The following is a 7,460-nucleotide window of genomic DNA, read 5'->3' as shown; positions in this document are numbered from 1 at the left end:
CTCAGCCTGAGGATCTCTGGAAAAAAGTAGGCAGTAAACAAGGGCTGAACCGCCGTGAGCTGGCGATCTTGCAGGAGCTGGCGCTCTGGCGCGACGATGAAGCGCGGCGGCGTAATAAGCCCCGCCGTACGATCCTGAAAGATGAGCCCCTGGTAGAGTTGGCCAAGCGCAAGCCCAAGACGGCGACGGCGGTGCTGGAGCTACGGGCGGTCAACGGTGTCGGGACACGGCAGGCGGAGGAGCTTGTCCTGGCGATTCAGCGCGGCATGGGGATTCCCGAGTCCGGGTGGCCCGTTGTGGAATCGTCGCCGCCGCTGGACGAGCACGGGGCCGCGCTACTGGAGCTGCTCTCCGCCGTGGTCAAAGTGCGCGCCATGGAAGAGGATCTCCCGCCCTCGCTCCTGGCTCCCTCGGATGCCCTGCGCCAGCTCGCCATCCAGCGTACCCCGGAGATCGTGGCCTCGCTCTTCACCGGCTGGCGCGGCGAGCTGCTCAGTACAGCACTGGAAGCCACGCTGGCGGGCACCCTCTCCGTAGTCTGGGATCCCCAGCTAGGGCACCTGGCCTGTCGCAAGGATAGCATCACCTGAAACTTAAGAGACTAAGAGACTCTGTGTCGCCGCTTCCACATCTGCCTGGCGCATGAGCGATTCCCCGACCAGCACGGCGTGGGCTCCGGCGGCTCCCATGCGCACCACATCGCTCGCTGTGAAAATACCACTTTCCGCGACCGCGACGGCGTTTTTCGGGAAGAGCGGCGCGAGGCGCTCAAACGTCTCTAGCTGCACGGTGAACGTCTTTAAGTCCCGGTTATTGACGCCCATGAGTGTCGCCCCCGACTCAACAGCAAGCGCCAGCTCGCCCTCATCGTGCACTTCCACCAGCGCGTCCATTCCCAAACTTTCGGCAGCGTGCCGCATTTCTGCCAGACGCGCGGGCGAGGGAATTGCGGCGACGATTAGCAAGATCGCGTCGGCTCCGGCAAGGCGCGCTTCGTAGACCTGAATGGGGTCAATCAGAAAGTCTTTCCGCAACAGGGGCACGGGCACGGCCTCGCGAATCGCGGCAAGGTAGCCCAAGCTGCCCTGGAAGTAGGTTGTATCCGTCAGTACCGAGAGGCAGCTCGCACCGCCTGCAAAATAGGCGCGTGCAATCGCCACCGGGTCGAAGTCGGGCCGGATCAGCCCCTTGCTCGGGGAGGCTTTCTTCACTTCGGCGATCAGCCTTACTCCCCCGACCCCCACTAATGTAGCACAAAAGCCGCGCGTGGGCGGCAGCTCCGCACAGCGGGCGAGCAGCTTGGCGGGAGTGCTTTGTGCTTTGAGGGCCGCAACTTCCTCGCGCTTGGTGGCGAGAATCTTCTCTAAAATATCGCTCATAGATTTTAAGTGTTTTGCGTAAACGCCACGAACTGCTCTAATTTGGCAAGTGCTGCGCCGAAGTCGAGGGTTTTAGTGGCGAGGGCAATCCCCTCCGTTAGCGATGCGGCAGCACCAGCCACATAGAGCGCCGCCCCCGCGTTGGCAAGCACGATCTCGCGGCGGGGGCCGGGCTCGCCCCCCAAAATCGCGCGGACAGTGGCCGCGGGGTCGTCGTTCTCACGGGGAGCGAGGGCGTCGGGCGTGGTCTCGGTAAACCCCAGCTCGGCGGCGGTGAGCATGTAGGTGACCACTTCATCGCCCTTGCCCTCGGCGACGAGCGTCTCGCCAAACGTGGAAATCTCATCAAGGCCCGCCCTGCCATGTACCACTAAAACATGCTCCGCCCCGAGGCGCAGGAGCACCCGCGCCAGCGGCTCGCACAGAGCGCCGTCGTAGACCCCGAGCACTTGACGTGTCGCACCCGCCGGGTTGGTCAGCGGCCCCAGTGCATTGAATAGTGTCCGAAAGCCCAGCTCGGCGCGGATGGGGGCGGCGTGTTTCATCGCCGGATGGTGACTGCGGGCAAAGAGAAAGCCGATCCCGACCTCATCAATGCAGCGACCCACGGCCTCGGGCGTGAGATCAAGGCGAGCGCCGAGGGCTTCAAGCACATCGGCGGAGCCAAACTTACTGGTAGCAGCGCGGTTGCCGTGTTTGGCAATCGCAACGCCGGCGGCGGCGGCAACAAAAGCGGCAGTGGTGGAGACATTGAAGGTCTTACGGGCCGCGCCGCCCGTGCCGCAGGTATCTACGAGAGGCCACCGACTGGTGGTGACTTTGAGCGAGTGCGCTCGCATCCCGCGTGCAAAGCCCGTGAGCTCGTCTACACTCTCCCCTTTGATACGAAGCGCCGTGAGCAGCGCCCCGAGCTGGGCGGGAGTCGCTGCGCCCGCCATGATCTTGCCCATCGCCGCCTCAGCCTCGGCCTCCGAGAGCGCCGCCCCCCCCACCATTTTTGCCAGAGTGTCTTTCACGATTCGTATTGTACCGCTTGAAGGCTTTTCTCCTGGTTAGGGAGTGACCCAGACGCCACTGAAGGGCAAAGTTCTGATCGCACAAAACGAGCGGGGAACCCTGACTCTCTTTGGCAAGAACAACCGCATGCAGTTCCAGTTCGTCCCGCACCTCAACCGCGACGGCACCTGCTCGATACTGATTGCCAGCGAGCAGGAAGTGGTTGTTCCCACCACTCCTGAGGGGCTACACCGCTCCGGAACCACCGCGTTTGTGCGTCTTGGTCTGGGCAAATCGGTGGCTCTGGCAACGACCATGGGTCTTGCGGTCGAGAACAGCATGACCTACTTTCCCGTTCGTATTACGCCACGCCTCAAAAAATAGATGCGCCTTATTTGCCTGTGGCTCAAATAAAAATGCCTCGTTTGGTATCTTCTTTAGTTGTGGAGGCAATTCTGAGTCAGCCGGTCGAGTCCTTTGAGTCTCTTGCGCGAAGCGAGACGGTGTTTTCACGGCTCTGGGAGGCGGAGCGCCCCCGCCTCTGGCGGCTGGCGGTGCGCGTCTCAGGGAGCGTAGACGCCGCCGATGACCTGGTACAGGAAGTGGGCTTGCGTGCTACGCAGGCGTTCCCGAGCTTGCGCCGCCTGGAGTCCGGCTCCGCGTGGCTCACCAAGCTCACCGTGCATACAGCGCTCCGCTGGCGCGAGCGTCGCCGTGAGCTAGAGCGAATTGATGACACTCTTCTCTCCTGTGTCCAAGGGCCAGAAGAGCAAACCCTTCAACGTGATACCGCCACACAGCTCCGTACCATGATTGACTCCCTCCCCGAGACTCTTCGCACCCCGCTGATTCTTCAGTACTGGGAGGGACTCACCTGCCGCGAGATCGCCGAGACTCTGGAGCTGCCACTGGGCACCCTCCTCTCGCGCCTCTTCGCCGCCCGCAAGCGCCTGAGACAAAGAGCTAAGTGATGAACTTCTTTAAGCGAGAGAAGAAACTCTCGCAGTTAATCCGCGCCGCCGACCCCGTCGGCGAGGCTAGTACCACTACACTGCCCTTCGGCACCGGGAGAGGCTGGCTTCTCTTACCCGTCACGGCCATGGCTCTGGCGGGAATTGGGGTAGTGATGGCCATAAGACCGGTAGTTCTGCCAGTCAAAAAAGTTACATTGGCAAAATATGCGACTTCTAAGAAGCAAACAGGCATTACTCCAAGAAAAATAGAGATTACTCAGAAAAAATCAGGTATTGCTCTAAGAAAAACAAGCACTGCTCTAATAAAAATAGAAGTCACTCAGAAAAAACCAAGTGTCGCTCGAAGAAAAGTAAGCATTGCTCCAAGAAAAATAGTAGCCGCAAGAGAAAAATCAGAACCACTGTCCCCATCACTGGCCAGTGAGATCATCGTGGTCGCGGTGCGGCCTATCACCCCCGATGAACTAAAGCAGGAGCTACAAGCGCCATGAAAAAAGTCTTGTTGATTATCTCGCTTCTCCTCTGCCCAACCCTTGTTCTGGCCCAAGAAGCAGCGGAGCCACAGGTGACATTGCTCAACGGTGTGCAGACGGTTTACCCAGAGAGTGTCACTGTCCCTGGAGCGCTCCGGGAGAAGCTGATGAAGTATCGTGTCCAAATTCCTCCACTGGCTCTCCCTCATCGCGAACAGAACGGTACTATCACACTAACCTTTATCCCTCGGAATCGTAGTGCTGTTTCTTTTTTCACGGTAATAACATCGACTCCCAGTGAAATTTGGTCACGGATTGAGTACGATGTAAGCCTCTTCCCTTTTCAAATGCCTACTAATTTTCGTGGAGAGAAGCCGAATATCCCAGAAGGAATCCGAAACGCTAGCGTGCCCTGTGAACCTGCGGAGCTCTTCTTGCCTGAGTTTCTAGATAAGATCGCCCGAAGTGCCAAGGTCGGCTGGACGGCGCGTGAGAAAAATGGGGAAGTGCTCGTGCAGTTTGTCCGTCTCAAAGCAACCCCTCCGCCGGAGTCGGTGCTCGGCGAGTGGCAGGAGTTGGATGCAATCCCCGACAACCCAGCGCTCTACCCCGAGAGTGTGACCGTGCCCGATCCGCTTCGCAAGCGCTTGGAGGGAGTGCGTGTCAATGTGAATCTCGTGGACCGCAACGGGGTAGGAGCGCTGATAAGCCTACTGGATGTGCGGGTAGACCACCAGTTCGACCCTGGACTCAAGATCGAGATGAGTAAGGCACGCCCCAGCTTCAACCTGCCCCTTACCGTCATTAAGGGCCTCCAATATCGCGATCCCGAGTGGCTCTATCCGGGGCTACGGCTCCAAAAAGTGACCATCAAGGCCAATGGAGTCGCGTTACCGACGGCGCTAGACATGCTGACGCAGTCACTTGGAGTGGGCTGGACAGCGGAGATGCTGGGCGAGCGGGTGCTGGTGCGCATCATGCGCCTGCGAAGCACTCCCAGCCCGGTCAAGACCCTGCGTAACTCCCTCGATGCCATCCACGCCGCCGCCGAGCAGCTCCCGCGCGAACCCAACCCGCTCCTGCGAACCGCACCAAGTGCCTATCTCAAGGAGATGGTCTCGCTGGATGTCGAGAGCGCCAGTATACGCGCCGCGCTGGAGGCACTCTTGCGCACCACGCAGCGCCCCTTTGAGCTCGCCCCCGAGACGAGCATGCTACGGCGCTCGTTTCGCTTCGAGACTGTCAGCCTCTCCAGCGCACTGGATCTGGTCTGTGAGAGCTACAATGCCATCTGGAGCCTGGAGCGCGACAGCAAAGATAGTGCGTTTCTTTCCATCCGCAAGCGCGGCGAGGTTCCGCCAAAAAAATAACTCGAAGCAGGAGATTTTGAGGCGGTGGCGAATTGTTTCGCTAGATGTCAGGGGCCCTTACACTACGTTTTTTTGGTCCGCCACTGGTGAGTGTGGCGGGGCAGCCCCTCCCGCGCCTGCGCTCTCGCAAGGGGCTGTATCTACTGGCGCTCCTGAGCCTGCGGGCAGGCGTGGCGGTGGAGCGCGATTTTCTTATCGGAACCCTCTGGCCCGAGAGCGATGAGCCGTCGGGCCAGGAGAGTCTGCGCAAGACTCTCGGGGATCTCCGGGCGGCTCTGGGCAGTGCGGCGGAGCGGCTGGCGAGCCCTCGGCGTGGGGCGCTTCTACTAGATCTCTCGGGCGAGGCGTTCTGCGATGTGGCAGACTTCGATAGGGCGCTGATGCGCTGGGAAAAGTCGGGGGACATTGCGCAGGCCGAGGCAGCAGCGATGCTCTACCGGGGGGCGTTTTTGGAGGGAGTCTTTGAGGACTGGGCGCTCCAGGAGCGGACGATCCGTGAGGAGGGAGCGCGCACGGTACTGGAGGCACTGGCAAGCCGAGCACTGGAGGGCGCGGACACGGGGCGTGCTCTGGCACTCGTGCGGCGTGCGGAGAAGATCGAGCCCCTGCGGGAGTCGGTTCAGCGCATCCTCTACCATACCCTCACTGCGGCGGGGGACTTTCCCGCCGCACAGCGCGCGTTTCGAGATTTTCGCCTCCGGCTCCGCGACGAAGCAAACCTTGCGCCTGACCCGGAGACACTCGCCCTCATGCAGACGCTTGCCACCGCGCCACGCCGTGCACTGCCCCCTCCAAAAACTGTCGAAGAGAGCACGACCCAGCCCCATGCCCCTAATGTCTCCGAGGGATTACGACACTTCCCGAGTTTCTTAACCCCTCTCAGGGGCCGCCAAAATGAGCAAACCCGCCTTCGTGAGAGCCTGGAAACGGCCCCCTTGACGACGCTGGTGGGAATGGGGGGAATGGGCAAGACCCGACTCGCGGTCGCAGTGGCACAAGAGAAGGAGGCGGCTGTTTTTGTGGATCTAGCCCCCCTCTCGCACAGCGCTTCACCCGAGGATGTCCGCATAACCCTCTGTCGAGCGGTAGGTGTGGCGGGGGAAGACGCGGTGGAGCGCCTGAGGGAGCTTTTTAAGGAGTCGGAGACGCTTCTTGTGCTCGACAATGGCGAGCCGGTTCTGGAGAGCCTGCGAGTCGTGCTGGGAGCGCTCCTCCAGCCAGAGCAGAGAGCACGCCTGCTGGTGACCAGTCGGGAGCCGCTGGGGCTACGGGGAGAGCGCGTGCTACGGCTGGAGCCACTCACCGCTGATGAGGCCTTTCGACTCTTTCAGGAGCGCGCGGAGGCAGCGGGAGCCCGGCAGAGCGAGGAGGACACGGAGACAGTTCATGCGATCTGTCGGCGCCTTGATGGCCTTCCGCTGGCAATTGAGCTCGCTGCCGCACGGGCGGCGCTCCTCAGTCCCACCCGTCTTCTGGAGCGTCTGAGCTCCCCGCTTCGCCTGCTTTCCGGAGGACACCTGGAGCTCCCCGAGCGCCAGCGCTCACTCCGAGCGGTCTTAGAGGGCTCCTGTGCCCTGCTGGAGCCTGTGGAGCGCGAGGCGCTGGAGGCACTCGCCGTCTTCGTGGGCCCCTTCCCCCTGGAAGATGCGGAGGCGGTTCTGGAGGCAGGGGAGACCGACCCGCTCGATCTGCTGGATGCCCTGCACCGCGCCTCGCTGCTGGTGGTACGCCCTTCCGGCTGGACATTTCTGCAGCCCGTGCGCGACTTTGCCGCAGATAGGCTCGCCGCAGATTCCCCACGTGCAGGACGTATCCACTACCGCCATGCCCAGTGGCAAGCCCAAGTCGCGCAGCGTTCTATTGTTGAGGCACGGCAGGGAGTCCCGGCGGCGGAGCGGCGGCTCTGGGAGCGTGCTGAGGAGCGCCTTGCTGCTTTTAACTGGGCAAAGCAGGCACAACAAACAGAGCTGGCGGCACAGCTAGCCTGGGCACACGCCTGCTACTTGCTGGATGCACGCCGCCACGACGAGGCAAAAGAGATTCTTGAGCAGGGTCTTCTTCTCACTCAAACCCCCGCCCTCCAGCAGATGCTACTGGAGGAGTGTGCGGAACTTGCACTCGCCAATGGCGAGCTGGAGCTGATGCAAGCGAGGATAGCACAGGTGCGCGCCCTTAGAACCTATCCTTAAATAATGTGATATTCTGTCTGTCAGGAGAACCTATCCCATGTCGCGTACCCCACGCACCTTACAATCTTGGCAAATATCA

General features: G+C 61.2%; 8 protein-coding genes. 6 read left to right on the top strand and 2 right to left on the bottom strand.

Annotated elements, in window-relative coordinates:
• Window positions 1-590: HRDC domain-containing protein (locus tag ACH2EH_RS25710; protein ID WP_395146278.1), on the top strand; the 590-nt coding region annotated here is incomplete at its 5' end.
• Window positions 591-593: 3 nt separating this feature from the next.
• On the opposite strand, the gene trpC is transcribed toward ACH2EH_RS25710, so the two are convergent.
• Window positions 594-1,379 carry an indole-3-glycerol phosphate synthase TrpC gene (gene trpC / locus ACH2EH_RS25705; protein ID WP_395146277.1) on the bottom strand — a complete coding sequence of 262 codons (786 nt, stop codon included), beginning with the start codon at window positions 1,377-1,379 and terminating at the stop codon, window positions 594-596.
• A 5-nt stretch (window positions 1,380-1,384) separates the two neighbouring features.
• Complete coding sequence (gene trpD, locus ACH2EH_RS25700) at window positions 1,385-2,395, bottom strand: anthranilate phosphoribosyltransferase (RefSeq protein ID WP_395146276.1); 1,011 nt, start codon at window positions 2,393-2,395, stop codon at window positions 1,385-1,387.
• A gap of 43 nt (window positions 2,396-2,438) precedes the next feature.
• Here trpD and ACH2EH_RS25695 point away from each other — a divergent pair, with 43 nt between their 5' ends.
• From ACH2EH_RS25695 to ACH2EH_RS25675, 5 genes are read left to right on the top strand one after another with little or no spacing between them, the layout of a single operon-like run.
• The gene (locus ACH2EH_RS25695; RefSeq protein ID WP_395146275.1) at window positions 2,439-2,759 is read left to right on the top strand and encodes a hypothetical protein; all 321 of its coding nucleotides are present in this window, start codon (window positions 2,439-2,441) and stop codon (window positions 2,757-2,759) included.
• 59 nt (window positions 2,760-2,818) lie between these two features.
• The gene (locus tag ACH2EH_RS25690; RefSeq protein WP_395146274.1) at window positions 2,819-3,346 is read left to right on the top strand and encodes an RNA polymerase sigma factor; all 528 of its coding nucleotides are present in this window, start codon (window positions 2,819-2,821) and stop codon (window positions 3,344-3,346) included.
• The gene (locus ACH2EH_RS25685; protein WP_395146273.1) at window positions 3,343-3,840 is read left to right on the top strand and encodes a hypothetical protein; all 498 of its coding nucleotides are present in this window, start codon (window positions 3,343-3,345) and stop codon (window positions 3,838-3,840) included. Before ACH2EH_RS25690 ends, ACH2EH_RS25685 begins: the two co-directional genes overlap by 4 nt.
• Window positions 3,837-5,192, top strand: a complete 1,356-nt coding sequence (locus tag ACH2EH_RS25680; protein WP_395146272.1) for a hypothetical protein — start codon at window positions 3,837-3,839, stop codon at window positions 5,190-5,192. Before ACH2EH_RS25685 ends, ACH2EH_RS25680 begins: the two co-directional genes overlap by 4 nt.
• A 44-nt stretch (window positions 5,193-5,236) precedes the next feature.
• A complete protein-coding gene (locus ACH2EH_RS25675) occupies window positions 5,237-7,381 on the top strand; it encodes an ATP-binding protein (RefSeq protein WP_395146271.1) in 2,145 nt (714 codons plus the stop codon).
• The last annotated feature ends 79 nt before the right edge of the window (window positions 7,382-7,460 follow it).

Origin of the sequence: Armatimonas sp. (genome assembly GCF_043760365.1) — a bacterium.
Lineage (GTDB): Bacteria > Armatimonadota > Armatimonadia > Armatimonadales > Armatimonadaceae > Armatimonas.
The sequence above is the reverse complement of the archived record's forward strand: the minus strand, read 5'-3'. Positions and strand labels throughout refer to the sequence as shown.

Excerpts from the sequence above, each read along its gene's own strand:
- trpC (WP_395146277.1), bottom strand. The coding sequence starts at position 1,379 with ATGAGCGATATTTTAGAGAAGATTCTCGCCACCAAGCGCGAGGAAGTT.
- ACH2EH_RS25680 (WP_395146272.1), top strand. The coding sequence starts at position 3,837 with ATGAAAAAAGTCTTGTTGATTATCTCGCTTCTCCTCTGCCCAACCCTT.
- ACH2EH_RS25675 (WP_395146271.1), top strand. The coding sequence starts at position 5,237 with ATGTCAGGGGCCCTTACACTACGTTTTTTTGGTCCGCCACTGGTGAGT.